This window comes from Aeromonas rivipollensis, assembly GCF_010974825.1.
In the GTDB taxonomy this organism is placed as follows: domain Bacteria; phylum Pseudomonadota; class Gammaproteobacteria; order Enterobacterales; family Aeromonadaceae; genus Aeromonas; species Aeromonas rivipollensis.
In genome coordinates this window covers 335,025-360,860 of the sequence record NZ_JAAILA010000003.1, presented here as the reverse complement: position 1 = coordinate 360,860, position 25,836 = coordinate 335,025, and the positions used below count along the sequence as shown (strand labels likewise).

At 63.0% G+C, this 25,836-nt stretch carries 23 protein-coding genes; 13 read left to right on the top strand and 10 right to left on the bottom strand.

From position 1 onward, the window contains the following. Positions 1 to 7: 7 nt before the first annotated feature. The gene (locus G4923_RS02470; RefSeq protein ID WP_163135395.1) at positions 8 to 742 is read right to left on the bottom strand and encodes an NYN domain-containing protein; all 735 of its coding nucleotides are present in this window, start codon (positions 740 to 742) and stop codon (positions 8 to 10) included. 401 nt (positions 743 to 1,143) lie between these two features. On the opposite strand from G4923_RS02470, the gene G4923_RS02465 reads away from it, so the two are divergent. The 9 genes from G4923_RS02465 (at position 1,144) to G4923_RS02425 (ending at position 8,400) form a co-directional block, all read left to right on the top strand. After that, positions 1,144 to 1,482 carry a hypothetical protein gene (locus tag G4923_RS02465; protein ID WP_420884893.1) on the top strand — a complete coding sequence of 113 codons (339 nt, stop codon included), beginning with the start codon at positions 1,144 to 1,146 and terminating at the stop codon, positions 1,480 to 1,482. 364 nt (positions 1,483 to 1,846) lie between these two features. Further along, a complete protein-coding gene (locus G4923_RS02460) occupies positions 1,847 to 2,104 on the top strand; it encodes a BufA1 family periplasmic bufferin-type metallophore (RefSeq protein ID WP_429092231.1) in 258 nt (85 codons plus the stop codon). Between the two features lie 61 nt (positions 2,105 to 2,165). After that, positions 2,166 to 3,008: an MNIO family bufferin maturase gene (gene bufB / locus G4923_RS02455; protein ID WP_163135394.1), complete on the top strand. Its 843-nt coding sequence runs from the start codon at positions 2,166 to 2,168 to the stop codon at positions 3,006 to 3,008. Beyond that, complete coding sequence (locus tag G4923_RS02450; protein WP_163135393.1) at positions 3,001 to 3,753, top strand: HvfC/BufC N-terminal domain-containing protein; 753 nt, start codon at positions 3,001 to 3,003, stop codon at positions 3,751 to 3,753. The genes bufB and G4923_RS02450 overlap by 8 nt, the downstream gene beginning before the upstream one ends. After that, on the top strand, positions 3,750 to 4,205 hold the full coding sequence (locus G4923_RS02445; protein ID WP_240455245.1) for a DoxX family protein: 456 nt from the start codon (positions 3,750 to 3,752) through the stop codon (positions 4,203 to 4,205). Before G4923_RS02450 ends, G4923_RS02445 begins: the two co-directional genes overlap by 4 nt. 62 nt (positions 4,206 to 4,267) lie before the next feature. Then, a complete protein-coding gene (locus tag G4923_RS02440; protein WP_163135392.1) occupies positions 4,268 to 4,732 on the top strand; it encodes a GNAT family N-acetyltransferase in 465 nt (154 codons plus the stop codon). Positions 4,733 to 4,924: 192 nt separating this feature from the next. Then, complete coding sequence (locus tag G4923_RS02435; RefSeq protein WP_163135391.1) at positions 4,925 to 6,220, top strand: methyl-accepting chemotaxis protein; 1,296 nt, start codon at positions 4,925 to 4,927, stop codon at positions 6,218 to 6,220. Positions 6,221 to 6,381: 161 nt separating this feature from the next. Beyond that, a complete protein-coding gene (locus G4923_RS02430; RefSeq protein ID WP_111910250.1) occupies positions 6,382 to 6,939 on the top strand; it encodes a DUF3332 domain-containing protein in 558 nt (185 codons plus the stop codon). Positions 6,940 to 7,026: 87 nt separating this feature from the next. After that, entirely contained in the window at positions 7,027 to 8,400 is a 1,374-nt protein-coding gene (locus tag G4923_RS02425; RefSeq protein WP_163135390.1) for an HD-GYP domain-containing protein, read from the top strand. A 73-nt stretch (positions 8,401 to 8,473) separates the two neighbouring features. Here G4923_RS02425 and G4923_RS02420 read toward each other — a convergent pair whose 3' ends face one another. The 3 genes from G4923_RS02420 to mobA are packed head-to-tail and all read right to left on the bottom strand — an operon-like array spanning position 8,474 to position 10,991. After that, positions 8,474 to 9,550, bottom strand: coding sequence for an FUSC family protein (locus G4923_RS02420; protein ID WP_163135389.1), 1,077 nt, complete (start codon positions 9,548 to 9,550; stop codon positions 8,474 to 8,476). Between the two features lie 59 nt (positions 9,551 to 9,609). Then, positions 9,610 to 10,365 carry a molybdopterin-guanine dinucleotide biosynthesis protein B gene (gene mobB / locus G4923_RS21425; RefSeq protein ID WP_163135388.1) on the bottom strand — a complete coding sequence of 252 codons (756 nt, stop codon included), beginning with the start codon at positions 10,363 to 10,365 and terminating at the stop codon, positions 9,610 to 9,612. Then, the gene (gene mobA, locus G4923_RS02410) at positions 10,362 to 10,991 is read right to left on the bottom strand and encodes a molybdenum cofactor guanylyltransferase MobA (protein WP_163135387.1); all 630 of its coding nucleotides are present in this window, start codon (positions 10,989 to 10,991) and stop codon (positions 10,362 to 10,364) included. Before mobA ends, mobB begins: the two co-directional genes overlap by 4 nt. Positions 10,992 to 11,259: 268 nt before the next feature. Here mobA and G4923_RS02405 point away from each other — a divergent pair, with 268 nt between their 5' ends. Beyond that, on the top strand, positions 11,260 to 12,969 hold the full coding sequence (locus G4923_RS02405) for an NAD-dependent malic enzyme (protein WP_163135386.1): 1,710 nt from the start codon (positions 11,260 to 11,262) through the stop codon (positions 12,967 to 12,969). Positions 12,970 to 13,072: 103 nt separating this feature from the next. Here G4923_RS02405 and G4923_RS02400 read toward each other — a convergent pair whose 3' ends face one another. Further along, entirely contained in the window at positions 13,073 to 14,185 is a 1,113-nt protein-coding gene (locus G4923_RS02400) for a Hint domain-containing homing endonuclease (RefSeq protein ID WP_163135385.1), read from the bottom strand. Positions 14,186 to 14,480: 295 nt separating this feature from the next. Here G4923_RS02400 and G4923_RS02395 point away from each other — a divergent pair, with 295 nt between their 5' ends. The 3 genes from G4923_RS02395 (at position 14,481) to G4923_RS02385 (ending at position 17,432) form a co-directional block, all read left to right on the top strand. Beyond that, a complete protein-coding gene (locus G4923_RS02395; protein WP_162520060.1) occupies positions 14,481 to 15,719 on the top strand; it encodes a uracil-xanthine permease family protein in 1,239 nt (412 codons plus the stop codon). A gap of 157 nt (positions 15,720 to 15,876) precedes the next feature. Then, positions 15,877 to 16,617: a dienelactone hydrolase family protein gene (locus G4923_RS02390; protein ID WP_163135384.1), complete on the top strand. Its 741-nt coding sequence runs from the start codon at positions 15,877 to 15,879 to the stop codon at positions 16,615 to 16,617. Positions 16,618 to 16,865: 248 nt separating this feature from the next. Next, positions 16,866 to 17,432: a lipid-binding SYLF domain-containing protein gene (locus tag G4923_RS02385; RefSeq protein ID WP_106886231.1), complete on the top strand. Its 567-nt coding sequence runs from the start codon at positions 16,866 to 16,868 to the stop codon at positions 17,430 to 17,432. Between the two features lie 72 nt (positions 17,433 to 17,504). Here G4923_RS02385 and pgl read toward each other — a convergent pair whose 3' ends face one another. From pgl to G4923_RS02360, 5 genes are all read right to left on the bottom strand, one after another. Next, complete coding sequence (gene pgl, locus G4923_RS02380; RefSeq protein WP_163135383.1) at positions 17,505 to 18,515, bottom strand: 6-phosphogluconolactonase; 1,011 nt, start codon at positions 18,513 to 18,515, stop codon at positions 17,505 to 17,507. Between the two features lie 97 nt (positions 18,516 to 18,612). Then, a complete protein-coding gene (locus tag G4923_RS02375; RefSeq protein WP_025327715.1) occupies positions 18,613 to 19,221 on the bottom strand; it encodes a LysE family translocator in 609 nt (202 codons plus the stop codon). A 130-nt stretch (positions 19,222 to 19,351) separates the two neighbouring features. Then, on the bottom strand, positions 19,352 to 22,672 hold the full coding sequence (gene mscK, locus G4923_RS02370) for a mechanosensitive channel MscK (protein WP_163135382.1): 3,321 nt from the start codon (positions 22,670 to 22,672) through the stop codon (positions 19,352 to 19,354). A 148-nt stretch (positions 22,673 to 22,820) separates the two neighbouring features. Next, on the bottom strand, positions 22,821 to 24,233 hold the full coding sequence (gene pykF / locus G4923_RS02365) for a pyruvate kinase PykF (protein ID WP_025327713.1): 1,413 nt from the start codon (positions 24,231 to 24,233) through the stop codon (positions 22,821 to 22,823). Between the two features lie 380 nt (positions 24,234 to 24,613). Next, complete coding sequence (locus G4923_RS02360) at positions 24,614 to 25,744, bottom strand: ribosomal protein uL16 3-hydroxylase (protein ID WP_163135381.1); 1,131 nt, start codon at positions 25,742 to 25,744, stop codon at positions 24,614 to 24,616. Positions 25,745 to 25,836: the final 92 nt, after the last annotated feature.

Sequence of the window (25,836 nt, the reverse complement as noted above, 5' to 3'; positions counted from 1 at the left end):
ATGAATGCTATACGCCAGCCTTAAGCCTTACATGTATATGAGCATGTTCCCCACTAGAATCATTAACCTCTTTCACTTCAATGTATTTTTGTGACTTAACTAGCTCTCCAAGCTTATCAAACCCGAAGTTTCTAGCATCGAATGATGGATGGTTCTGAGATATATATACACCAACACCAGCTAGCCTTGCCCATCCATCATCTCGAATTTTTGCTTTAATAGCTTGAATCAATACGTCGGGTACTTTTATTCCATCCCCTTCATTAATAATGTTGTTAGATGGTTTTTCTAGAGATTTCTGAGAGCACAATATTTCTGTGTAAACAAATTTATCACATGCAGATACAAACGCGCTCGGTGTCTTTTTTTCACCAAACCCATAAACAGTTAAGCCAGACTCTCTGATTCGTGTGGCTAAACGGGTGAAGTCACTATCAGAAGATATAATGCAAAAGCCATCGAAGTTTTTTGTATGAAGAAGATCCATTGCCTCTATAATTAGTGAGGAGTCTGTTGAATTCTTTCCGCTCGTATAGCTAAACTGCTGGATAGGTTGTATTGCATGTTTATGTAAGTGTTCCTTCCATCCTTTTAAATTTGTTGTGGTCCAATCACCATATGCACGTTTAACACTTGCAACACCATACTTTGCTATTTCCGCAAGTAACTCTTTGATTAACGATGAGCTGGCATTATCAGCATCGATTAAAACTGCTAGTTTTTTATTTTCTAATATACCCAAAGTTTTAACCCTATGTTTTTGTATCTCGTTTGTTGGGGCCCAATATGCTCCATGGTTCAGCTGACGGGGCCCGGATGGTGCTGTAGGCGCCGAATGACCAGCATATCCTCAAGCCTCATACGCAAACCAGTCAAAAGTTGACGCAACCGCAGGGAACGACTGGATTTTTTGCGCCAGCTCAACAATTGAAGCGAAGGCGCCGGGTGGTCGGAGCGGGGGCAGGGAGGGGGTTGTCGGCAAGGAAGGGCATTTTGTTGTCACGGGGCGGGGGGACTATAGTGCAGCGAGGCGAGGGTGCCTCGTTTGGCCCGCGTGAGTGGGGGCTAACCACAATGGATAGAACGATGGGAGTTGGTCATATGAAGCGGATCCTGATGATGTTGAGTCTGTGTGTGACGGTAATGGGCATGGGAATGGGGGTGGCCCAGGGCGCAACCTCTGGCGCGCAGCAAGAGTGCGAGGCCCAGGCGGCGGTGAAGAAGCTGGCGGGCGCCGCCAAGACCAGCTTCGTGGGCAAGTGCGTCAAGGATGCCTCGGCCAGCACCAAGACAGCCCAGTGTGAAAAAGCTGCCGCCGACAAGAAGCTGGCGGGGGCTGCCAAGAACAGCTTTATCCAGAAGTGCGTGAAGACGGATGCCGCCACCGACAAGACGGCCCAGTGCGAGAAGGCGGCGGCCGACAAGAAGCTTGCCGGGGCGGCCAAGAACAGCTTCGTGCAAAAGTGTGTCAAGACCACCTGAGCCTGGGGCCAGGGGTGAGCGAGCGCCTTGGGAAGGGGCTCGCCTAAGGGATAGAGAGGGGCCATGGGCCCCTCTCTTGTTGTGATGCCGGTCTGTGGTGCCCAAGCAAGATGGGCGTTATCCCGGCGCCCTCGGCAAGGGCGGTGCAAGGCCCCTTGGTGAGGGATGGTCGCGCCGATCCGCCTTTTTTTGATTAAATTTATATCCCTTAAAAAACAATTGCTTGTTGGCACTTTGTTGGTTTTTTTTCAGGTTTTTTCAATTTTTGGGAAATCTTTTCTCCCCTGGGCCGGTTCTATTGGACGTAACCGGATGACATCCGCCGGAGACACCACTCTAGACAACAAGGAATATGGATATGAACGTGAAAAAGAGTACTGCCATCGCCTCTGCCATGACGGGTCTGCTGGCCCTGGGTGCCCAGTTCATCGCCGCGCCAGTCATGGCGGCGGACGACAAGGAGAAGTGCTACGGCGTGGTCAAGGCGGGCAAAAACGATTGCGCCACCAAGGGCGGCTCCTGCGCCGGTACCGCCAAGATGGATGCCCAGGGCGATGCCTTCGTGGTGATGCCCAAGGGCCTGTGCGAGAAACTGGCGGGCGGGTCGCTGCAACCCAAGTAAGCCCAGTGCCATGGTGTGGCGCCCGCCACATCATGGCCCCTTCTTTTGAGAGAGCCCTGCCATGAACCCCTTGATCGGTATAGGTTTACGCCCCCCCCACTACGACGAGATCCGCCAGACCCTGCCCGGGGTAGGCTGGCTCGAGGTGCACAGCGAAAACTACTTCGAGCGCCACAGCAAAGGCTTTGAGGTGCTGGCCGAACTCGCCGGGCACTATCCCGTCAGCCTGCACGGGGTCGGCATGTCGCTGGGCTCCGCCGACTCGCTCGACCCTGCGCACCTGCGCCAGTTGGCGGCCCTGGTGGCGACCATAGCGCCGGTGCGGGTCTCCGAGCACCTGAGCTGGGGCAGCATAGGCGGGCGCTATTTCAACGATCTGCTGCCCATGCCCTACACCCGTGAGGCCCTCTCGCACATGAGCGACAAGGTAGACAAGGTGCAGCAGGCCCTGGGCCGGCAACTGCTCATCGAAAACCCCTCTTCCTATCTGCAACTGCCCGGGGAGATGAGCGAAGCGGCGTTTCTGGCCGAGCTGGCGCAGCGCAGCGGCTGCGGCATCCTGCTCGATCTCAACAACCTCCATGTCAGCAGCGTCAATCACGGCTTCGACTGCGCCGACTACCTGGCTGTCATCGATCTGGAGACGGTCGGGGAGATCCACCTGGCCGGTTTTACCGACAAGGCGTTGCCACAGGGGCACCTCTATATCGACACCCACAGCACCCCGGTGGCGCCCCCTGTGTGGGCGCTCTATCGGCAGCTGTGCCAGCAGCGCGCCATCCCCACCCTGATCGAGTGGGATCTGGAGATACCCCCGCTGCCTGTGCTGCTGGGGGAGGCGCAACTTGCCAGCGAGATCCTGAGCGCGGCGCAGCAAACCTCCCGGGAGGCCGCCCATGTCTGAGCTTGCCCGCCTGCAACAGGAGTTTGCCAGCGGTCTGCTCGGCCAGGATGACGCCATACTGGCGCAGATCCAGACTGGGCGCTTTGCCCCCGACGCCGTGCTGCAGATCTATTGCAACAACGTCATCCTCGGCCTCACCGAGGTGCTCGCCAGCAGCTATCCCGCCGTCGCGGCCATGGTGGGGGAAGAGTTCTTCGCCGCCGCGGCCCGGGGATTCGTGCTGGCCGAGCCCCTGGAGGAGGGGAGCGTCATGCACTATGGGGAAGGCTTTGGCGACTGGCTCACCCGCCTGCCGACAACCCAGGCCCTGCCCTGGCTCGGGGAGCTGGCCCGCTTCGAGTGGCTGCTGGAGCGCGCCTCCCTGTTGGCGCCCGAGGCAAGGCGCTGGCCCGCCGAGCGGCTCGCCGCCCTTGCCCCGAGCCAGTGGGATCGGCTGGTGCTGCACCCCGCCTGTGATCTGCTGCTCCTCGAGAGCCGTCATCCTGTGCTGGCGCTCTGGCAGATGGCCCTGCACGGCGGGGAGAGGGTCAGCGAGCTGGATGCCCCCTGCTGGCTGGCCCTTAAAAAACGCCCCGGCCACAGGGTCGAACCCATCCCTCTGGAGGCAACCCCCTGGCGCCTGCTGCAGGGCTGCCAGCAGGGCAGGTCGCTGGCCAGCCTGCTGGCACAGGATCCGGCCATGGCCGAGCACCTTGCCCCCCTCATCACCCTCGATCTGCTGGTCGATCTGGAGCTTGCCCCATGACAACACAGACTCTCTCCAAGCCGCTTGGCCTCTTTGCCGAGCGCATCCTGCCCTGGTGCAGCGGCGCCCTGCTGCTGCTGGCCAGACTCTGGATCGCCGCCGTCTTCCTGCGATCCGGCTGGCTCAAGTTCACGGCCTGGGATTCCACCCTCTACCTGTTCGAGTTCGAGTACCAGGTGCCCCTGCTGCCCTGGCAGTGGGCGGCCTACGCGGGCACCGCGACCGAACTGCTGCTGCCGCTCTTCCTGCTGGTGGGCCTCTTCACCCGCCCGGTCGCCTTGCTGCTGTTTGGCTTCAACGCCATGGCGGTCATCTCCTACCCGGCCCTGTGGGCGGGGGGCTTTCACGATCACCAGCTGTGGGGCTGGATGCTACTGACCCTGGCGGTGTGGGGCGCAGGCCCCCTGTCATTGGATCACTGGCGCCTTGCCAGGGGACGCAGCGGCCATTAACGTGGCTGCCAGATAAAGGGGCCTGCGGGCCCCTTCTTGTCATGCCACCCGAGGAGAAAGAGATGATGGTTCGCGAGGCCCTGGCCGCCGACATTCCCGCCCTGGTGCGCCTTCGCATGGCGCTGTTTGGTGAACTGGGGGAGCTCGATGATCCGCAGGCGAGCGATGTTCTGCGGCAGGCGACCCAATCCTATTTCAGCTCGGCACAGGCGGATGGCAGCGCCCGCTCCTGGCTGGTGGAGGTCGAGGGGGAGGCGGTGGCGTGCGGCACCTTGGCGCTCTTCGTGCGGCCACCCTATCCTGGCAACCTGGCGGGGCGCGAGGCCTATCTGCTCAACATGTATACACTGCCGGCCTGGCGCAAGCGGGGCATGGCGAGCGCCCTGCTCGATGCCATGGCGGCCCATGCCCGGGAACAGCGACTGGGCAAGCTGTGGCTGCACGCCAGCGAGCAGGGGCGTCCGCTCTACGAGCGACTCGGTTTTGTTTCCAATCCGGCCTGCCTGGAGTGGTGTCCCGCCCCCTGAACTAGCCGCAGTGATCCTCGGCAGATTCTTTTACGTACTGGCAGCCCTTGGCGGCCTAGTCGCTTTTCTATACACTGCGCGCCCCCATGACCCAAGGTCATCTGACCACTCATATTGGGACTTGCGGGGCCGATACAGTCAGTGGGGGGAGGCTGTGGTGCCGATCCGGATCGTCAACGAGGTAGGAGTGTCATGTTCAATCACAAACTCAAGGCGCAGTTGCAGGCCTGTCAGGCCCGGCTCGATGAAGAGCAGGGCTTCGCCCAGGGGATCAAGGGCGGTGCCGCGACCATCATCTTCAGCCCGGACGGGGAGATCCTGGAAGTCAGCGACCCCTTCCTGAGCCTGATGGGATATGGCGCTGGCGAGCTGCTTGGGCGTCACCACAGCCTGCTCTGCCCTAAGGGCTGGACCGGCTCCACCGACTATCAGCAGTTCTGGAGCCGCCTGCGCCAGGGTCAGCCCCAGTCTGGCACCTTCGAGCGGGTCAACCAGAAGGGCGAGACCCGCTGGTTGGAGGCGAGCTATTTCCCGGTGAAGACCCAGGGCAGGGTGACCCGGGTGGTGAAGCTGGCCAGCGACGTGACGGCCCGGCATCAGCGGCTGCAACACCTGGAGGCGCTCTCCCAGGCGCTGGACCGCTCCCGGGCCATGATAGAGTTCACCCCGAGCGGCGAGATCATCAGCGCCAACGCCAACTTCCTCGACGCCATGGGCTATCGCCTGAACGAGATTGCGGGCAAGCATCACAGGATCTTCTGTGACGAGGCCTTCCTGCGCGAGCAGCCCAAATTCTGGGAGGAGCTGGCCCGTGGCCAGTTCAAGTCCGGCCTCTTCATGCGCCACAACAGCCGGGGGGAGGCCGTCTGGCTGGAGGCCACCTATAACCCTATCCGGGATCAGAGCGGCAAGGTGGTGAAGGTCGTCAAGTTCGCCAGCGACATCACGGCCCGCATCGAGCAGAACCACGCCACCCGGGAAGCGGCCCGCCTCGCCCACTGCACGGCGCAGGAGACCTTGAGCAGCGCCGAGGCCGGGGCCGAGCTGCTGCGCGCCGTGGTCGATACCTCTTCCCTGATCGCCGCCCAGGTGGATCAGGCCATCGCCCTCATCGGTCAGCTCAACGAGCAGTCCAGGAGCATAGAGGCCATCGTCTCCACCATCAGCGCCATCGCCGATCAGACCAACCTGCTGGCCCTCAATGCGGCCATAGAGGCGGCGCGGGCGGGGGAGCAGGGACGGGGCTTTGCCGTGGTGGCCGACGAGGTACGCCAGCTGGCGGCCCGCACCTCTCTTTCCACCGCCGAGATAGCCAAGGTGGTGCAGAAGAACCGCGAGCTGACCGCCAGGGTGACCGACGACATGGCCGGGGTGGCGGGCAGCGCCGAACTCGGCAAGCAGCAGATAGCCGAGGTGGACAAGCTGATGAGCGACATCCACCAGGAGGCGAGCCGGGTCTCGCAGACGGTCTCGGCACTCTCCATCTGACCCCACTGCTCTGGCGACACCCTCTGACGAGATCGCCAAAAGAGTGAGCGAACGAGCCCCCAAGCTGAACCCTGGCTGTATGACCCCGGCCTTGTGAATTGTGGCGATCCGCCGCCTTGTTTAGGCTGCCGCCTCATTTTTCATTGAGCGGGTAGAAAACAATGGCAGTACGACACAAAGGCAGGGCCCTGGCCCTGCTGCTGGGGACGGTAGCGAGCATGGGTCTCAGCGGTTGCATGGGGCAGATGGGGCTCTCCTCCATGGTGACCAAGGGCAACCTCAGCGTGGTGGACAATCGCTACGGCCGTGCCGGTGTCTTCGTGCTGCTCTCCCCCGTCTATGGCCTGGCGGCGACGGCGGATCTGTTCGTGTTCAACACCATCGAATTCTGGTCGGGCAAGAACCCCATCACCGGCAAGTCGCCGGCCCTGGTGGATCACAAGGCCGATGCGGTGATCAAGGTCAACCAGCATCTGGATCCGGCCCTCAACAAGGTGCCGCTCGCCATGCTGCCGCAAGGGGTGCGCGAGGTGAAGGTGAGCTACCCGGACGAGCGCACGGCCCAGATGGAGATCCACTACATCGACGGTCATCGCGACATGATGCGCGGGGAGATGCGCGGCGAGCTGCTGGACATCTACCTGGATGACAAGCTGGTCTCGACCCTGACCCGCAAGCAGCTGGACGAGAAGGCAAATGCAGGCAAGGTGGCGGTTTAACCTCTTCAGAAAGCTGATCTTTTTTTCTCTGAAAAGGGTATAAACAAGCGGCTGGCAAGATCGCCATTATGTCTAAGGGAGTAGGCTATGACGGTGACCGGATTGCGGTTGGCTGAATTGATTGGTTCCCTCAGCCATGCCCTGGACATGACTGAGGGTCAACCACGGGGGCACTGCATCCGCTGTTGCTGGATAGGTGCCCGTCTGGGGGAGCGGCTGGGACTGGATGCCCGGCAGCGCCATGACCTCTATTACACCCTACTGCTTAAGGATCTGGGGTGCAGCAGCAATGCCGCCCGCATCTGCGAGCTCTATCTCACCGACGATCTTCACTTCAAGCGCGACTTCAAGCTGGTGGATGGCTCCCTCTCCGAGGTGGTCAACTTCGTGCTGGGTCACACCGGCTTGCAGGCGGATCTGCTCGGCCGTTTTCGCAGCCTGTTCCACATCTTTCGCAACGGCGATCAGATAGCCAACGAGCTGATCCAGACCCGCTGTCACCGGGGGGCGGACATAGCTCGCCAGCTGCGCTTCGGTGACGAGGTGGCCAACGGCATCCTCTCCCTCGATGAACACTGGAATGGCAAGGGGCGGCCGCTGCAACTGGCGGGGGAGGCTATCCCCCTCTTCTCCCGCATTGCCCTGCTCTGTCAGGTGGTGGATGTGTTTCACGCCGCCGCAGGCCCGGATGCGGCGCTGAGGGAGCTGCGCGAGCGCAGCGGCAGCTGGTTTGATCCTGCCCTGGTCGGCGAATTTGAAGCGCTGGCGGACGAGGATTTCTGGCAAGGGCTGGTGGACCCCAGGCTGACCGAGTGGGTCTTCGACCACCCGGCCGGGCAGGGGGAGGTGGCGCTCGATGAAGATTATCTGGACGAGATAGCCGCGGCCTTCGGTCAGGTGGTGGACTCCAAGAGCCCCTATACCGCGGGCCACAGCGGCAGGGTGGCGCTCTATACCGACATTCTTGCCGCCCAGATGGGGCTGCCTGAATCGAGACGGCGCTGGCTCAAGCGGGGTGCCCTGCTCCACGATGTGGGCAAGCTCGGGGTGAGCAACGCCATCCTCGACAAGCCGGGCAAGCTAGATGCGCAGGAGTGGGCCGCGGTGCAGATGCATGCCGCCTATACCGAGGAGATCCTGGGCCGCATAGGGGCGTTCAGGGAGCTGGCCCAGGTGGCCGGGGCCCATCATGAACGGCTCGATGGCAAGGGCTATCCGAGGGGGCTCAGCGGCGCAGAGATTGCTCTCGAGACACGCATCATCACCACCGCCGACATCTTCGACGCCATCACCGCCAAGCGCCCCTATCGCGACGCCATCCCTGTGCCCCAGGCGCTGGAGATGATGGCCGAGCATCTGGGCAGCGCCATCGATCCCGACTGTTTCGCCGCCCTTCAGGCGGGGATCCGGGACTTCTCCCTCTATCTCACCCCCGAGCAGCCCCTGGCGCAGGCCGGTTAAGGCCGACGGCGTCGTCATGGCCCGAGTGGCCGGAGACCAAAGACAGGAACGCCCCGCAATGCGGGGCGTTTTGTTAGCTCGACTTGCTGCCCTGGCTGCGGGGCGGGTTCATCACCAGCCCCAGCAGGCGGTGGAGGTGGGCTATCTGCTCGGTGAGCTGCAGGTTGAGCCAGAGGTAGCCGCTGATGGTGGCCTCGTCATCGGCCCCCGGGCGCACCTCGGCCTGCACCTCGGCGGCTGCCGCCTGCAATCTGGCTATGGCCTGCTCGGCGGCGCTGCTGTCACCGCTCTTGAGCATGAGGGCGAGCTGGATGATCACCGCCTCTGTGGCCTGCTGGCAGGCGCGCAGCCCGGGGTGGCTCTGCATCAGGAAGTGGCTCTGGCGATCACGCCAGTAGGTGTTGGCCAGCATCTCCAGGGTGCAGAAGGTGTTGCGCATCGTGGTCTGGACGGCCTCGAACAGGGTGCTGTTGAGGCGGGTCTCCTTGACGGCGGGCGCCAGCAGGGGGCGCAGGCTGACTATCTTGGTGAGCAGGCGGGCGTGGCTTTGGGCCAGCCTGGGGCGCTCCAGAATATTGGGGGAGAGGTGGGTGTGATAGAGACGCCCGGCCTGCTGCAGGCTGTCGTGCATCTGCAGCCGCCAGTGGGTGTAGGCCCGCTGGGGGTAGATGCTGCAAAACAGCAGGGCCAGCATGGAACCCAGGATCACGTCGCCGCTGCGCCAGAGCGCCGTCTCTATGTCTCCCGGCACCCCGCCGACTATGACCCCCAGGGTGATGCCGATGAGCAGCCCCACATAGGGGCGCTTGCCAAGCGCCAGGTAGCCGCACAGGAACATGATGGCGCAGCACCAGACCAGCATCAGCGGCAGGGAGTAGAGCTCCAGATAGAGGGCCACCACCCCGCAGGCGGCGCCGAAGATGGTGCCGACCACCCGTTGCAGCGCCCGGGAGAGCACATTGCCCCAGAACGAGATGGGGCCCATCACCACCACTAGGGTGATGAGGGGCCAGGTGCTCTCCGGCAGCTTGAGCTCCCGGGTCAGCAGGAAGGTGAGGGTGAAGGCCAGGGCGATGCGCAGGCCGTGGACCAGGCGGTAGCGGCCATAGATCAGCAGATCGAAGCGGGAGAGCGGCGTGTTCAGGCGCAAGGGAGTCGTCTCATGTCAGGTTGATCATCTCGTGTTGCCGTGCCGGCTGACGCTCCCCATCAGGGCAAGAGGCGGATCCGGACCCGCTCACCGGGGATGATGGCCGATCGGGCAGGGCATTCGATCACGCAGTTGGCCAAGGGCAGGGCAGAGGGCATGAAAGCACTTGCCGGGCGCACCTGCAAGCAGCCGTTGGCATCCTGGCCGAGGTGGCCGGGCAGGCAAGCCTCCCCCGCCGGATTGGGCATGGCCTCCAGGGCCAGGGCGAACAGGCGCAGCGGCGGCGATAAAGGGGGCTGGTTGCTTGCATCCCGGGGCAGCCGGGCACAGATGAAGTCGGCGATGGCGTCCAGGGCCTCGAAACGAAACTGGGGCAGGGTGGTTGCCTCGGGCTCATCGCTGATGAGCGCCACTATGTCCGGGTCGTCTTGGAACAGCAGGGGCTTCCCGAGGGCGCGGCGATGGAGCTCTATCTTGGGAAAATGGTGATGCTTGAACCCCTCGACCAGCAGCAGATCGAGCCGCTCCCAGTCGAAGCGGGCCAGCAGCGCCTCCAGAGAGGGCTCTTGCTCCGGGGTCTCGCAGATCAGGGCGTGGCGCAGGGAGGAGGCCGCCATCACCTGGCGGGCACCGGCCTGGCGCAGGCGATGGCTGTCCTTGCCCGGCTTGTCCATGTCGAAGTGGTGATGGGTATGCTTGAGCACCCCTAGCCGCAGGCCGCGCTGGCCGAGCAGGGGAATGAGGCGCTCCAGCAGGGTGGTCTTGCCGGTGCCGCTCCAGGCGACGAAGCCGAGCAGGGGCCCTGGGGCGCTCATGGTCGCAGGCCCCCCGCCAACGGCTCGGGATCTGACAGACTCGCCTCGTAGGCGGCGAGCTCGGCCGGGCTGTTGAGATTGACGAAGGCATCAGGCGCATCGGCAAAGGGCACCACCGTCATCCGGTGGCGGGCAAACCAGGCCCCCGTCTTGCGCTCTCCCTCTGCCAGGGCCAGTTGCAGTGAGGGCAGCAGGGCGCGATGGAGCAGGGCGACCACGGGTTGCAGGTGCTGGCCGTCGTGGGCCACCAGCAGCTCGGTCTGCGGCGTCATGGCGGCGCGAAAGCGGGCCATCAGATCCCGTGGCAGGGCGGGGCCGTCACAGGGCACGAACAGCACCCAGTCGTGGCGGGCGGCGGCAAGGCCAGCCTGCATGCCCGCGAGCGGCCCCTGAAAGTCGGCCTGCGTGTCGCCGATGACGGGGGCCAGCGCCCGGTAGCGCTCCTCGCTGCGGTTGGCGTTGATCAGCACCTCGTCCACCTGGGGGCGCAGACGTTCGAGCACGTGGACTATCAGGGGCTTGCCCGCCAGGGGCACCCAGCCCTTGTCGTCGCCCCCCATGCGGGTGGCACGGCCACCGGCCAGGATCACGGCGGAGACGGGGAAGGGGAGATCGCTGCGGCTCATGGGGCTCCAGGGGTCTGTGAGGTGACATGCCGCCTGTTCAGCCTCTGCTCTAGCAAAGGCGCTCGCGGCATCGAATGTCTGCCGATCTTGCGTCAAGCGCCCCGCCGGGGCAAGCCCGGCGGCCATGAGCCCGGCAGGAGAGGGGGCTTTGGCCGCAGGGTATGCCCAAGCTCACAAAACCGAATCCCCAAACGTCATATGATCCCCTGCAATCTGAGTCTTGCTCTCCTGCCTAATGGCAACATCATGTAAATCAAAGAGAATGACTATGGCTACCGGACAATATCTGCTGTGGAAAGACGCACAGGGAGAGGACTTTCGCCCCGTTGCACTGACAGGCACCGATCTGCTCAACGATCGCAATCTCAACAAGGGCACCGCCTTCACCGAACAGGAGCGGGCCGACTTCGAGCTCGACGGCCTGCTGCCGCCCCAGGTGCAGACCTTCGAGGCCCAGCTGGAGCGGGTCTATCAGGGCTTCCTGAGCGCCTGCAGCGACATCGAGAAGTACCAGAACCTGCGGGCCCTGCAGGATCGCAACGAGACCCTGTTCTACGCCCTGCTGTCGCGCCACGTGGAGGAGATGACCCCCTACATCTATACCCCGACCGTGGGCAAGGCCTGTCAGGAGTTCAGCCACCGCTTCCAGAAGCCGCGCGGCCTCTACATCACCCCGAAGAACGTCGATGACATGGGCTCCCTCGCCCGCCACATGGACGCCAAGGCGGTGCGCATCATAGTCGTCACCGACAGCCAGGGGATCCTCGGCATCGGGGATCAGGGGGTGGGGGGCATGGGCATCCCCATCGGCAAGCTCTCCCTCTATACCCTGGGGGCCGGTATCCACCCCGCCTGCTGTCTGCCCATAGCGCTGGATGTGGGCACCGACAACCAGGCGCTGCTGGACGACCCCATGTACCTGGGTCAGCCCCATCGCCGCATTCGCGGCAAGGAGTACGACGACTTCATCGACAAGTTCGTGGCCGGGGTCAAGCGCCACTTCCCCAACGCCGTCTTGCAGTGGGAGGACTTCAGCAAGTCCAACGCCTTCAACAACCTCTCCCGCTACCAGCAGACGCTGCCCTCGTTCAACGACGACATCCAGGGCACAGGGGCCGTGGTGCTGGCGGGCATCATAGGGGCGGTCAAGTCCAAGGGCGAGACCCTGGGCCAGCAGCACTACCTGGTCTATGGGGCCGGGGCCGGCGGGGTCGGGGTGGCGGATCAGATCTGCGCGGGGATGATCCGCGAAGGGCTGGACCCGCAGGCGGCGCGGGATCGCATTTACATTCTGGATACCCAGGGGCTGGTGTGCGACAACCGCGAGGGGCTGGATGAATACAAGCGCCGCTACGCCAAGCCGGGCCTGCTGCTGGCCCAGTGGGATCTGCAGGGCAAGGCGGGGCTGACCGAGGTGCTGCGCCACGTGCCCATCAGCGTGCTGCTCGGCACCAGCGGCGCCGGTGGCGCCTTCCAGGAGGAGCATATCCAGCTGATGCTGGCCCACTGCGAGCGCCCCATGGTGTTCCCCCTCTCCAACCCCACCGCCAACTGCGAGGCGCTGCCGGAGGACATCTTCCGCTGGAGCCAGGGCCGCGCCATAGTCGCCACCGGCAGCCCGTTCAAGGACGTGCACCATGAGGGACAGACCTTCAGGGTCGGGCAGGGCAACAACGTCTTCATCTTCCCGGGGGTGGGGCTGGCCGCCATCGTCAGCCAGCTTCGCGAGATAAGCCCGGAGATCTTCACCACAGCCGCCTTCGCCCTGGCGGAGTGCGTGGATGAGGCGGATCTGGCCCGGGGCACCGTCTACCCGCGGATCAGCGAGCTGCGCAGCATCTCGGTACACGTGGCGACCGCCGTGCTCAAGGACATAGTGCGCCGCGACCCCTCCCACCCGCTGATTGGCCAGGATCTGCAGCAGCACATCCTGAGCCACATGTGGGAGCCCGTCTATCTGCCCTACCGCAGGGTCTGAGGAGCGCGCCGGGCCTGATGGCCGCGCGGATAAAATGAAAGAGGGTGGCCCTGGCCACCCTCTTCTTGTTGACCCGGCCGTGTCGGCGCGGGCCGCTCGCCACTCAGGGCTGACTGGGCGGTGGCAGCAGGCTGTCATCGACGCTGCCGTCACCTCTTAGCTTGTTGCCTTTGGCATCGACGGCATCCACGCCGTTGTCATCTATGCTGCCGTCACCTCTTAGCTTGTTGCCATTGGCGTCGACGGCATCCACGCCGTTGTCATCTATGCTGCCGTCACCTCTTAGCTTGTTGCCATTGGCATCGACACCATTGTCATCCACCCGGCCACCGGCATGACGCTCCCCGCCAGCATGCTTGTCGCCACCGCCGTGGCGATCGCCGCCAGCATGCTCACCCTGGCCATGGTCATCGCCGCCGTGACCACTGTCGTCACCACCATTGTTTCCGTTTTGGCTACTATTGCCGCCCCCGCCGCTATTGTTTCCAGAATTGCTACTATTGTCCCCGCCACTGTGGCCGCCACCCCCGCTGCCACTGTTGCTGCCGCCACCACCGCTATTGCCGCCTCCGCTGCCACTATTGCCGCCGCTTCCGCCGTCACCCCCTTTGTTGTGAACGATCAGCGAGTTGGCTATATAGCTGTGGCTGCCATCCAGAATGAGGTTGAACAGCGCCGTCGTGGGCGGGCTGTCGACCCAGTAGAGAGACTCGACCAGCAGCTCGGCGGGCTGGGCCGCCAGCGCCAGATTGCCACTGAGCGCGACAGATGCCGGTCCGCACAGGATGCGCATGCCGGTAAAGAGCGGCTGCACCGCCAGGGTGGGCTGCTCGGCACGGGTCATGGCGGGCGAGATGGCCACCCAGCCGCGGGTACTCAAGAAGGGGTGCTCGGCGGTAAAGAAGGGGGGCAGACGATTGAGCCCGTAGAGTCTCCGGTTGCCCAGGATGACGCGCTCGACCGCCAGGATCCGGTTGATCTGGCCATGCTGATCCAGCACCTGTTCACCGGCCTGCAGCGTTTCGATGAGGCGCTCGCTGCCGTCGGCCATCAGGATGCGGGTGCCGGCGACGAAGCAGGACTTGGCATGGGCCTGGTTCGGCTGCCATTGGTGATGGTCGAAGTCATAGCTGAAGGGGGTGGCAAACAGGGCCAGGGCGATGGCCGATCCCACCAGCAGTCGGCGCTGGCTGGGTTTGAACGAGGGCAGTGACATGGGGAGCTCCTTATCTGGCTGGATTCACGCAGTCAAGTATAGAGGGCAGCCCGCTGAAACCCTTGCCATGCTATCTCGCCAGAAAAACGATTGGCGTCGGCCACAAAAGTGCGTAAAATCGCATACTCGATGCTTGTAGCAACGAATCCCGCCTAAAAAGCCAGTTTCATGCCCTCCCCAAGCAGTGAAAGGTAACGAATGACGCCGAATGGCGCATCTAATGCCTTGAAAAAGTCTTGTGATGACTGAAAAGTGTCAATTATCCCTGTCAGTTATCAAAAAATTAAGGATACCCATGTTTTCCTTGGTCAAGCAAAGCGTCGCCGGGCTGCAAATTCTGTTTGTTGCCTTTGGTGCCATGGTTCTGGTGCCCCTGCTCACCGGATTGAACCCCTCCATGGCCCTGCTTGGCGCCGGTGTAGGCACCCTGCTGTTCCAGCTCTGCACCCGTCGCCAGGTCCCGATCTTCCTCGGCTCCAGCTTCGCCTTCATCGCCCCCATCATCTATGCCACCCAGACCTGGGGCCTGCCCTCCACCATGTTCGGCCTGTTTGCCGCCGGCTTCATGTACTTCATCCTGGCGGCACTCATTCGCGTGCGCGGCATGGGTTTCGTGCACAAGCTGCTGCCGCCCGTGGTGATTGGCCCGGTGATCATGGTGATTGGCCTGTCGGTGGCCCAGGTGGCCTGCAACATGGCCATGGGCCGTGCCGGGGCCGAGCAGGTGGTGGCGCCTGCCACCGCGCTGACCCTGGCGGGGATCTCCCTGGCGGTGACCCTGATCGCGGCCGTGTTCTGCAAGGGCTGGATCAAGCTCATTCCCATCCTCTCCGGCGTCATCGCCGGTTATGTGGCCGCCGTGCTGATGGGTCAGGTGAGTTTCGATGGCATGGTCAACGCCCCCTGGCTGGCGCTGCCCCACTTCGAGACCCCGGAGATCAACTGGGCCGCAGCGCTCTTCATGCTGCCGGTGGCCATAGCCCCCTGCATAGAGCACATAGGTGGCGTGCTGGCCATCGGCGGTGTGACCGGCAAGGACTACACCAAGGATCCTGGCCTGCACCGCACCCTGGCCGGTGACGGCATCGGCGTCTGCTTCGCCGGTTTCATCGGTGGCCCCCCCGTCACCACCTATGCGGAAGTGACAGGTGCCGTGATGATCACCCGCAACTTCAACCCGGTCACCATGACCTGGGCCGCCGTGTTCGCCATCATTCTGGCCTTCTTCGGCAAGTTCAACGCCCTGCTCACCTCCATCCCCATGCCGGTGATGGGCGGCATCATGCTGCTGTTGTTCGGATCCATCGCCGCCATCGGTCTCAAGACCCTGGTGGAGTCCAAGGTGGATCTGGGGCTGGCCCGCAACATCGCCATAGTCGCCGTGACCCTGACGGTCGGTGTCGGCGCGCTGGAGATGAAGATAGGTGACTTCGCCCTGGCCGGTGTCGGCCTGGCCTCGGTGGCCGCTATTCTGCTCAACCTCATCCTGCCCCAGCACTCCGAAGAGGGTGCCATGGAGTCGGCCAAGGACTAAGCGCACTGAGCGACGACCCCTCAGCCACAGTGATGACAAGAGGCCACCCCAGGGTGGCCTCCTGCTTTTGTAGCACCCGGCCGGGAGAGCCTTGATCCCTCGGGGCTCGGCCCGGCGACTACAATCAGTGGCGTTGTTCACAGTCAAGGAGACGAACATGAAGACGAGATGGATCCTGGCCCTGCTTGGGCTTATCTGGGGGGGCGCGGCCCAGGCCGGTGCTGTGCGCTACCAGGTCGACGGTCAGCCCTTCGAAGGATATTACCTGGCCGCCGCCGACAAGCAGGCGCCCCTGGTGGTGCTGGTTCACGACTGGGACGGGCTGACAGACTATGAGGTCAAGCGGGCCGAGATGCTGGTGGCGCTCGGTTACAGCGTGTTCGCGGTTGACCTGTTCGGGGCAGGCATCAGACCGACCGCCGTGGAAGAGAGGAAAAAGCTCACCGGGGCGCTTTATCAGGACAGGGCCAGGATGCGCAAGCTGTTGCAGGCAGGGCTCGCCGAGGCGGGCAGGCAGGGCGGCCGGCTCGACAATGCGGTGGCGATGGGCTACTGCTTTGGCGGCGCCGCCGTGCTGGAGCTGGCCCGCAGCGGCGCTAGCCTCAAGGGGATCGTCAGCGTCCACGGGGGGCTGGAGACCCCGGCCGGTCAGAACTACGAGCAGACCAGGGCCAGCCTGTTGATCCAGCATGGCAGCGCGGATCAGGCGGTGTCGCTGGGCCAGTTCGCTGCCCTCATCACCGAGCTGGAGAGCGCCGGCATCCGGCATGAGGCGACCAGCTACAGCGGCGCCCCCCATGCCTTCAGCGTCTTTGGCTCGGACAATTACCGCGCCGATGCCGATGCCAAGTCCTGGCGGCGCTTCACCGAGTTTCTCGGCGAGGTGACCAAGGGGTAGGGCAGCCTTTGGCGGCGAAGCGGGCTCATGCCGCCAATGGCCCCGCGTGGCGGGGCACCACAGCTTGCCGGGTCAGCAGGAGTTCAGTGGCGCTGGTTATACTGACTCGATGAGGTACTTGTATCTGGCCAGCGCCCGGGGCACCGGACGGTGAATGCTGATAACGGGTCACAGGGATGGCCTCTGACCCGATTCTGGCGCGGGAGGCCCCCTCAGCCCCCGCACACGAGACACGAAGGAGTAATGACATGCGTCTATGGACTCATATTCTGGCCGTTCTGCTGCTGGTTGGTTGTGCCAAGGGGGATACCCCCGCCGAGCAACGCAACCACATTCAACAGATGCGCCAGCAGACCCTCTCCACCCTGTATGGTCAGGATGCGGGCACCAGACAGGAGGTGGCAAGATCCAAGGGTTATGCCGTCTTCACCAATGTGAACAACAACCTGCTGGTACTGAGCGCCGGCAGTGGTTATGGGGTGCTTCGTGACAACCGCACCGGTCGCGACACCTACATGAAGATGGCGACCGCCGGCATGGGGATCGGCATGGGGATCAAGAAATTCCAGGCCGTGATCATCTTCAACGATGCCGCTGCCCTGGACAGATTCATCACCACAGGCTTCGATGCCAGCGCCCAGGCGGATCTGGCCGCCAAGTCGGCGGACGATGGCAAGGTGGTGGTCAGCGAGGCGGCCAATGCCGACTTCCAGAAGGTGAAGATGTACCAGCTCACCGAGAAGGGGGTGGCGGTGCAGGCCACCATGCAGGGCTACAAATACTGGCCGGATGACGATCTCAACGGCACCAAATAACGCCCAGACATTAATGGCCACTGCGCGGCGCTCATCAGAGCGCCGCGCGCATTCCTGCGGCCTTGAACCGCGCTAGGCGGGCTTGTCCAGCGTCAGCACCCTCACCCACATGGCCCCTTCCCCTACGTGTTGGCGGGATGAGAGGCTGAGCTCCCCCGTCTGCGCCGCGATGCGGTGCACGGCCAGGCTGTGGGACTTCTGCCCTGTGGCGATCAGATAGTGGCCGCTGTGGTCGATGGCAAAACCACGGGGACAGGATTCGGTCGGGAAGTGGCCCAGCAGGGTCAGGGCGCCGTCCTCCTCGTTGACCCCGAACAGGCTGAGCAGGCTGCTGGCTCGCTCGCTGGTGTAGAGAAAACGCCCATCCGGGGTCAGGTGGATATCGGCCCCCCAGCGCTCTCCCTGATAACCCTCGGGCAGCATATCCAGGCTCTCCCGCGCACTGATGCGACCATCCGCCTCCCTGTGGTAGCGGTTGAGGGTGGCATCTAGCTCATTGAGGCAGTAGAGATCGCCGTTGGTGGGGTGCAGCGCCAGATGGCGGGGCCCGGCGCCGGGGGCCGTGTGGATGTCACCCAGGGGATGGGGGCTCAGCTGACCATCCTCTCCCAGGGTGAAGCGGCGAATGACATCCTCCTTGAGGCAAGCCACCAGCAGCGCCTGCTCGCCCTGCTCCGTTGTCAACAGGGTCACCGAATGGGCAGCCATCAGCCGGTCGATGCGCTGGTGGGGCGCCAGCACCCGGCCAGCGTCGTCCATGGGCGAGACGCTGACATGGTCGAAGGCGTAGGAGGCGGCAAAGAAGAGGCGCCCGGCCCCATCGGTGCAGCTGTGGGAGGCGCTGCCATAGAGCGGCGCCGAGGAGGGCGCTCCGAGCCGGCCATCCGTGGCTATGGGGTAGCTCAGCACCCGAAAGTCGGGGCGTACCCCCGCATAGAGCCAGTTCTTGTCCGGGCTGATGACCAGGGGCTGCACCTCGCCGCCTGTCTGGACTTGCTGCAGCGGGGCCAGCTCGCCTTCTTCCAGTCGAAACACATGGATCAACCCGCTCACCGGGTTGGCCACATACACCACTTGTTCCATTGCACGCTCCAGAGAAAAAGAGTGCCCAGCGAGGGGCAGGGAGATAAGGCATGGTCCCATGGATGGTGCCCGCCATCCACAGCCTCATGTAGCCGCGTCAGGGTCGGCTCAGGATCTCTTGTATGACGGGCACCACAGAGAGGGCCAGCAGGGCCGCCATGGCATGGTTGAAGCGGCGGCGGGCGAGGGCATTGGTCAGCCAGCGTTTGAGCAGGGTGCCGCACAGGAGCCAGAGCCCGACGCAGGGGAAAGAGACGATGAAGAAGGTCAGGGCTATGGTCAGGTTCTGCTGGTGGAAGTCGGCTCCCGCGCTGGTGAAGGCGGCGATGGCGCCGGTGGCGACCACCCAGGCCTTGGCATTGACCCATTGGAACAGGGCGCCCTTGAGGAACCCCAGCGGGCGGGCAGAGGCGTCTCCCGTCACCTCGTCGGCGGAGCGGGCAATCAGCCAGGCGAGATAGAGCAGATAGAGGGTGCCGACACACTTGATGACGAAGTGCAGGCTGGGGAAGAGGGTGAACAGCTGGCCGAAACCCAGCCCCACCAGCAACAGCATCAGGGTGAAGCCGACGCAGATCCCCATGAGCAGCGGCAGGCTGCGCCTGATCCCGAAGTTGGCGCCGGCGCTCATCACCATGATGTTGTTCGGTCCCGGGGTGACCGATGCCGAGATGGCAAAGAGCACCACGGCGTAGAGATAGTCCATGAGATCCTCGTGGGTGACATTCCGTTGTCTTCCCTATATTGGGGGCCTGCTCCCGCTTTCAAGTCCGGCGGCCCGGGTAAAAAAAACAGGCTCCAATGAGGAGCCTGTTTGCAGGGGGAGGAGGTCGGCATCAGGCCGGCTTGCCACCATTGGGCGGCGGCAGGGCCGGGCGGGACTCTATCTTCTGCTCGTCCCCTTGCCGGTTCTTGATGTGGACGTCCATCTGGTTGAACGCGATGTCGATGCCGTGTTCACGGAACAGTACGTCGATGCGGCGGTTCAGCTCATCGATGGCCGGGTTGCGATCCCCGAGCTCGCTCACGAAGAAGCGCAGCTCGTGATCCAGGGTGCTGGGGCCGAAGGTGAGGAAGTAGACGATGGGGGCAGGGTCCTTCAAGACCCGGCTGTTCTCCGTGGCGGCCTGCATCAACAGCTTGCGGGTCAGCTCCAGATCCGAACCATAGGCCACCCCGACCCGGGCGATGACCCGGGTGACGGTATCGGACAGGGACCAGTTGATCAGCCGCTCTATCATCAGCTGCTGGTTCGGGATGATCACCTCCTTGCGGTCGAAGTCGGTGAGGGTGGTCGAGCGGATGCGGATCTTGTTGACCGTGCCCGAGATGGTTCCGATGGTGACAGTATCCCCGATCCGTACCGGGCGCTCGAACAGTATGATGATGCCCGAGATGAAGTTGGAGACTATCTGCTGCATGCCAAAACCGATACCGACCGAGAGGCCGGCGGCCAGCCACTGCAGCTTCTCCCACTGGACCCCCAGCATGGCCAGCGCGGTGAGCGAGCCCATCCCGATCAGCACATAGTTGAGCATGGTGGTGAAGGCGTAGGCGGTGCCCTGGGCGAGGCGCAGCTTGGAGAGCACCAGCACCTCCAGCAGGCCTGGCAGGTTGCGGGCCAGCGACAGGGCAGCCCCGAACAGGAAGAGGCCGGTCAGCACGTCGCTCAGGCTGATGGGATAGAGCACGGCGTTGGCACCAGTGCCCTCGCTCTTGTGCCACAGCACCACGCTGTCGAGGTAGGTGAAGACAGCGACCAGATCGGACCAGAGCCAGTAGAAGGCGACGCCGAACACCAGCAGCAGCATGATGCGGGTCAGGCGCAGGGACTGCTGGCTGACCTCTTCCAGATCCATGGGCTGCTCTTCGATGGCCTCGCCCCCTTCCGCATCTTCCGAAGGCTTGTGCTCGCGCTTGGCGACGGCGCGGCGGTAGGCCAGACGGCGGGCCGCCAGCTCCAGACCACGCAGGGCGGTGCGATAGACCAGGCTCCAGATGATGATGAGGTAGAAGGATTCGATCAGGCGACCGGTCAGCTTCAGGGCCGTGTAGTAGTAGCCGAGGGCCGCCAGCACCATCAGGGCCACAGGCGCCAGCGCCAGGGCGACCGCCGTCATGGTCTGCAGCATGCTGGCCTCGCCCTTGATGCGGGCGCGGGAGATGGGCAGCACCAGGTAGGCGGTCAGCCCCAGCAGCAGCATGGTCAGCGCCTGGCCGATGACATCATTGCCAAGGGAGGAGGGTTCCACCACCGCCTTGGTCGACAGCATGATGAGGGGCAGCAGGGGCAGCCAGAGGTAACGCATGCTGGTGCGCTTGGCCTGCAACTCGTCCCGCGGGATGCGGAAGTGGCTCTCGCCTATGCCGCCGGGGCGCATCACCGACAGGTAGACGCTGAACACCAGGTAGCCCAGTGCCAGGTTCAGGGTGATCTGGAAGATGAGGCGCGGGCTCAGCAGGCCGCAATAGGCCAGCAGCAGGCCGGCGGCCAGGATGAAGAGGGTACCCGGCAGGCGCTGCAATACGGTGTAGAGCAGGGCGCGCGGGGTGTGCCACTGGCTGTCTTGGCGGAAGCGGCCGAGGTCCTTGGCGATCCGCTGCTGGCGCTTGACCAGGGTCGGGCGTTTCCACAGCAGCAGGCCACCCACCAGCAGCAGCGGCAAGGCGAGCAGGGAGACTGCCAGCAGCATGTCGCCCCAGCCTTGCCAATCCGGCTTGAGCACCCAGTCGGAGACCTGCTTGTAGGCATGGCCCGGCCAGTTGATGAACCACTTGCCATCGATGGGCTTGTTGCTGCTGACCCAGAAGATGTGCTGTTGCAGGGTGAATTCGATGGAGGCATAGATGCGCGTCAGCTGCTGCTGGGTGAGCTGCAGGCTGATGGCGTTGGTCAGCTGGGCATCCATCTGGCGGTTGAGCTGATCCAGCAGGCTGATGCGGGTGTCGATCAGCTTGACCAGGTTAGCCTTGTCCTCTTCGCTGACGGTCTCCCTGCCGTTGGCGATCAGGTTGTCCAGATACTGGCCCTTCTGGAACAGCTGATCCCGTTGCTGGCTCAGTTCAAACTGGGCCAGGTGCAGGTCGGCTATCTGCTCTTCCAGGTTCTTCACCAGGGTGGAGGGGGCGGCCTCCAGCTGCTGGTAGAGCTGATAGAGGATGCGGGAGAGCAGCAGGTTGCCCTTGAGCATCTGCACCTGTTCGTTCAGGTTGCGCTCGGTCTGGGTGCCGCGCTCCAGCCAGCTCTTGGCCTGCAGGTTTTTCTGTGCGAGCAGGTTGAGGTTGGTGGTGGCGCTGATGAGCTGCTGGCTGAGCTGGTGGTTGATCTCCTGCTCTTTTTGCACCAGCGGATTGTCCTGGGTGGCGACCAGTTCGCCGGTCTGCTCGGCGGCCTTCTCGGTGTCGCCGAGGCGCTTGGCGCTGCTCTGCTCCTGCAGGGCCTGCAGTTTTTGCTCCTCATGGGCGAGGCGCGCACTCTGGTAGTCGCGCTGCTTGACCGCCAGATCCTGCATGCTGGTGCGGTTGTCCAGATCCTTTTGCAGGTTGGCCAGTTGCAGGTCCAACAATGCCAGCTCGGTATTGAGCTTCATCTTCTCGGCGCTGCTCACGCCGTCCCCGGAGTTCAGGCGAGTGCGGATCTCCTGGCTGCGTTGATAGGCGCGGCTCATGTTGGCCTGGGCCCGCTCCGGCAGGGTTTGCAGGCTGGTGATCTGGCTGCCTATGGTGCCGAGGGCCTCCTGGGCATCCTGCATGTTGGCCAACACTTCCGGCTGACGGCTCTCCAGCTCCGCCAGGCTCATGCTGGCGTATTCACTCTTGAGCTGCTCAGGACCCTTGTCCTGGGCCAGGGAGTCTATCTTGGCGCCTATCTCTTTCATTTCGCCGGGCAGGGAGCGTACCCGCTGCGTCAGCGCCTTGGCCTTGGCCTGCTCCTTCTCGATGCTGTCGAGCAGGGCTAAGGTATCGGTCAGCAACTTCTGATCCGCCTGCTGGCTGACGGTCAGGGTCTCTGACTTGCCGAGGGCATCGAGCGCCCGCTGTACTGTGGCGCGCTGGGGCAGATCCTGCGCCATGGCTTGCGGGGCGCAGAGGCTGATGAGTAAACAGAGCAGCGGCAACAGGGTGGCCGAGGCTCTTCTGAACTGTATTGAGGGCATAAAACGTCCGGGTGATTATGCGAGATTCGGGAGGTTTCCCACTGGGGGGAAATCCGCGTGGATTCTAGCACCGGCGCGAGAGAGGCAGCAGGGGGGAGAGATAAAAAAAACGGCGCCCCAAGGCGCCGTTTTATCGGTTCAAGACTGATTAGAGTACGTGAACGGAGGCGGTGTTGGTGGTACCGCTCGGTACCAGGGCACCGGAGACCATGACGACCACGTCACCCTTCAGGCCCATGCCGCTTTGCAGTGCCGCTTCTTTGCCGATGCGATAGAAATCGTCGGTAGAGGCGATGCTGTCAACCACGTGAGCAACCACACCCTTGGTCAGGACCAGCTGGGCAGCAGTTTTCTTGTTGGTGGTGATGGCCAGGATCCAGGCTTTCGGGAAGTACTTGCGAATGGCCTTGGCAGACTTGCCGCCTTCGGTGGCAACCACGATCAGCGGGGCATCCAGCTTCTCGGAGGTCTCGACCGCACCCTTGCACACGGCTTCGGTGATGCGCAGCTTGTTGCTGTCGTTGGCAGCAGACAGGTTGGACGGCATCACGGCGTCGGTACGCTCGCAGATGGTGGCCATGATGGTCACGGCTTCCAGCGGGTACTTGCCCTTGGCGGATTCGCCGGACAGCATGACGGCGTCGGTACCATCCAGGATGGCGTTCGCCACGTCACCGGCTTCGGCGCGGGTCGGACGCGGGTTCTTGATCATGGAATCCAGCATCTGGGTGGCGGTGATGACCACTTTACGTGCCTTGTTGCACTTGGTGATGATCATCTTCTGGGCGAAGATCACTTCTTCAACCGGAATTTCCACACCCATGTCGCCACGAGCAACCATGATGCCGTCGGAGACAGCCAGGATGTCGTCGAAGTTGTCCAGGCCTTCCTGGTTTTCGATCTTGGAGATGATCTGGATGTTCTCGCCACCGTGGGCCTTCAGGTGCTCACGGATTTCCAGCACGTCTTCTTTCTTGCGGATGAAGGAGGCGGCAACGAAGTCCACGCCCTGCTCGCAACCGAAGATGAGGTCACGCTTGTCTTTCTCGGCCAGGGCCGGCAGCTTGATGGAGACGCCCGGCAGGTTGACGCCCTTGTTCTCGCCCAGATCACCGTTGTTCAGCACCTTGCAGATGACTTCACGCTCGGTGATCTCGATGACGTCCAGACCGATCAGGCCGTCATCCACCAGGATGCGGTTGCCGACGCGCAGGTCGTTGGCGAAGCCGGCGTAGGTCACGGCGACTTTGTCCTTGTTGCCAACCACTGTCTGGTCGGTGGTGAAGGTGAAGGTCTGGCCGGCGACCAGAGAGACATCGTTGCCACCTTCCAGCTTCATGGTACGGATTTCCGGACCCTTGGTATCCAGCAGGATGGCTGCGTGCTTGCCGGTCTCGGCCATCACTTCACGCAGGTTGCGGATACGGGTGCCGTGCTCTTCGTAATCACCGTGAGAGAAGTTCAGGCGCATGACGTTCATGCCGGCGTCGAGCATCTTGCCGAGCATTTCTTTGGATTCGGTCTTGGGACCTATGGTGCAGACGATTTTGGTCTTTTTCATGTCAGTCTTCATGGTTAAGGAGTTTCCGCCGTGCAATATACACCAGTTTTTGGATACTTTTTATGATCCAGAAACAACGTTTTGAGCTAAAAACGCCTCAATTTGAAAGATAACGTTTTCGCTCACAGCTGATTTTAGGGGCTAAAATAATTGATTTTCCGCGAGTGAGGCCATTTGGTTCCCATTTCTCGCCCCCTCGATGGCCTGCTCCCATGTAGTTAAATGACCAACAAGGGATGAGACCGCCAGCGAGGGAACCTGGGCCCCTTTCCCCCTCTGGCCGTCACCCAGTGTAGTCATTGGGCTGCAACAACGCAGGAGAGGCGTCAGCGTCCGACCAGGCGCGTCGCCCGGGCAGGCGGCGCGCCTGTTGCGCAGTCTTAGCCGAAGAACCAGTAACCGCGGTTGATGAGACGGGTCAGCAGTTGCAGGAAGCCGGCCTGATCGGCGAGCTCCACCATGTCGGCCTGGGTGATGATGTCCTTGTCGCACAAGAGCGAAATGGCGGCTGCATCGTCGCTCGGCAGGGTCCAGGCCTCGCCGTCGATGTAGCAGCTACGGCTCTCGCCGCTGAACCAGACAGAGCGCAGCCCGGGCACCTTGATGGCGGGCTCGCCCTGGGTCAGCAGGTCGGCCACTTCCTCGGCGCTGTAGTCAGGCTCCATGGGGCTCACGTCCAGATCGTGCTTGGCCTCGGAGATCATGGTGCCGAACCACTCCTTGAACAGGGTCTCGTCATCCAGGGCCTGCTGCATCAGCTCCCGCAGGCGGTGCAGCTCATGGGGCTGAATTTCGCCGTGACGGGCGCGGGGCTTGAGGTCTGCATCGCCGTAACGCTCGGTGCGCAGATCGTTGTCGATCAGGTGATCGGCAAACGACGAGATGAGCGCCTTGGCGTCCGGTGCCCGGAAACCCACGGAGAAGTTCAGGGAGGGCTCGATGGCGTAGCCCTCGTGAGGGAATCCGGGCGGAATGTAGAGGATGTCGCCCGGCTCCATGATGACGTCGATGATCGCCTCGAACGGCTCGCAGTGCAGCAGGGCGGCGTGGGCGGCAAATTCGTTGAGGGGATTGGCATCGCCGACCCGCCAGTGACGCTTGCCCTGGCCCTGGGTGATGAAGACGTCGTAGTTGTCGATGTGGGGGCCGACACCGCCGTGAGGGGTGGAGAAGCTCACCATCACATCGTCAAAGCGCCAGCCCGGGATGAACTGGAACGGCAGCGCCAGCTCGTGCACCTCGGGGGCCCAGTGGTTGCAGGCCTGCACCAGCACAGTCCAGTTCTCTTCCCCCAGGTGATCATAAGACTCGAAGGGGCCGTGGGCAGCCTCCCACTTGCCGTCGAAACGGGTCACCAGGCGGGATTCGATGACCTCCTCCATGGCCAGGCCCGCCAGCTCGTCCGGGCTGATGGGATCCTGAAAGTCTTTGAAGCCGCCCTTGATGAGGAGAGGGCGCTTCTGCCAGTAATGCTCGAGGAAGTGGGCAATATCCAGATTGAGTTCGTACATGGTGCTTCTCGTATCTTGTGAGAGATCTTGCCCAAACTTGGCTTGGGCAAGGGCTCTGAAATGGCCCGATAGTCTACGACGCTATCGAATGG

Bases quoted from the DNA above. Each gene is read 5' to 3' on its own strand.
- G4923_RS02465 (WP_420884893.1), top strand. From the start codon at position 1,144: ATGGGCATGGGAATGGGGGTGGCCCAGGGCGCAACCTCTGGCGCGCAG.
- bufB (WP_163135394.1), top strand. From the start codon at position 2,166: ATGAACCCCTTGATCGGTATAGGTTTACGCCCCCCCCACTACGACGAG.
- G4923_RS02450 (WP_163135393.1), top strand. From the start codon at position 3,001: ATGTCTGAGCTTGCCCGCCTGCAACAGGAGTTTGCCAGCGGTCTGCTC.
- G4923_RS02445 (WP_240455245.1), top strand. From the start codon at position 3,750: ATGACAACACAGACTCTCTCCAAGCCGCTTGGCCTCTTTGCCGAGCGC.
- G4923_RS02440 (WP_163135392.1), top strand. From the start codon at position 4,268: ATGATGGTTCGCGAGGCCCTGGCCGCCGACATTCCCGCCCTGGTGCGC.
- G4923_RS02435 (WP_163135391.1), top strand. From the start codon at position 4,925: ATGTTCAATCACAAACTCAAGGCGCAGTTGCAGGCCTGTCAGGCCCGG.
- G4923_RS02430 (WP_111910250.1), top strand. From the start codon at position 6,382: ATGGCAGTACGACACAAAGGCAGGGCCCTGGCCCTGCTGCTGGGGACG.
- G4923_RS02425 (WP_163135390.1), top strand. From the start codon at position 7,027: ATGACGGTGACCGGATTGCGGTTGGCTGAATTGATTGGTTCCCTCAGC.
- mobB (WP_163135388.1), bottom strand. From the start codon at position 10,365: ATGAGCGCCCCAGGGCCCCTGCTCGGCTTCGTCGCCTGGAGCGGCACC.
- mobA (WP_163135387.1), bottom strand. From the start codon at position 10,991: ATGAGCCGCAGCGATCTCCCCTTCCCCGTCTCCGCCGTGATCCTGGCC.
- G4923_RS02405 (WP_163135386.1), top strand. From the start codon at position 11,260: ATGGCTACCGGACAATATCTGCTGTGGAAAGACGCACAGGGAGAGGAC.
- G4923_RS02400 (WP_163135385.1), bottom strand. From the start codon at position 14,185: ATGTCACTGCCCTCGTTCAAACCCAGCCAGCGCCGACTGCTGGTGGGA.
- G4923_RS02395 (WP_162520060.1), top strand. From the start codon at position 14,481: ATGTTTTCCTTGGTCAAGCAAAGCGTCGCCGGGCTGCAAATTCTGTTT.
- G4923_RS02390 (WP_163135384.1), top strand. From the start codon at position 15,877: ATGAAGACGAGATGGATCCTGGCCCTGCTTGGGCTTATCTGGGGGGGC.
- G4923_RS02385 (WP_106886231.1), top strand. From the start codon at position 16,866: ATGCGTCTATGGACTCATATTCTGGCCGTTCTGCTGCTGGTTGGTTGT.
- pgl (WP_163135383.1), bottom strand. From the start codon at position 18,515: ATGGAACAAGTGGTGTATGTGGCCAACCCGGTGAGCGGGTTGATCCAT.
- G4923_RS02375 (WP_025327715.1), bottom strand. From the start codon at position 19,221: ATGGACTATCTCTACGCCGTGGTGCTCTTTGCCATCTCGGCATCGGTC.
- mscK (WP_163135382.1), bottom strand. From the start codon at position 22,672: ATGCCCTCAATACAGTTCAGAAGAGCCTCGGCCACCCTGTTGCCGCTG.
- pykF (WP_025327713.1), bottom strand. From the start codon at position 24,233: ATGAAAAAGACCAAAATCGTCTGCACCATAGGTCCCAAGACCGAATCC.
- G4923_RS02360 (WP_163135381.1), bottom strand. From the start codon at position 25,744: ATGTACGAACTCAATCTGGATATTGCCCACTTCCTCGAGCATTACTGG.